The 417-nt window shown below is 62.8% G+C and carries 2 protein-coding genes; both read right to left on the bottom strand.

Going from position 1 to position 417, the window contains the following annotated elements; genetic code table 11:
• A partial coding sequence (locus RNB18_RS52785) for a hypothetical protein (protein WP_311721150.1) occupies positions 1-238 on the bottom strand: 238 nt, incomplete at its 3' end.
• Between the two features lie 113 nt (positions 239-351).
• Positions 352-417, bottom strand: a 66-nt coding sequence (locus tag RNB18_RS54045; RefSeq protein WP_394817819.1) for a helix-turn-helix domain-containing protein, incomplete at its 5' end; no start/stop codon positions are given.

Below are 417 nucleotides of genomic sequence, written 5' to 3' on the forward strand. Positions count from 1 at the left end.
GGATACCCCACAGGGCGGGCTCTGCGCTGATCGGCAGCGACGACGGGAAGGCGAACGGCGTCAGCCCGCTGTTGAACTGTGAGACGAACACCTCGTCGACCTCGCCGGGCTCGATCCCGGCATCCTTGATCGCGCCCACGGTCACCATGCCGACCAGGCTCGCGACCGTTTCGTTCTCGAGTCTGCCGAACCGGCTATGCGCAACGCCGATCACGCCGACCCGGGGTGCGGGCATCATTGTCACTGGCTCTCCTCAGTTCGATGGCGGTACAGGATCAGGCGTCCCTGCAGTCCGACTTTAACGGGACAGAGAGTTGTTGCCGTGTCCCATCTTTGGACAGTTGAGTTGCGCTAGACGGTGATGCCGTAGGTCTTGAGCTTGCGGTAGAGACTGGACCGCGACATGCCCAGATGGGT

The sequence above is a fragment of the Streptomyces doebereineriae genome (genome assembly GCF_031845645.1).
GTDB lineage: Bacteria > Actinomycetota > Actinomycetes > Streptomycetales > Streptomycetaceae > Streptomyces > Streptomyces canus.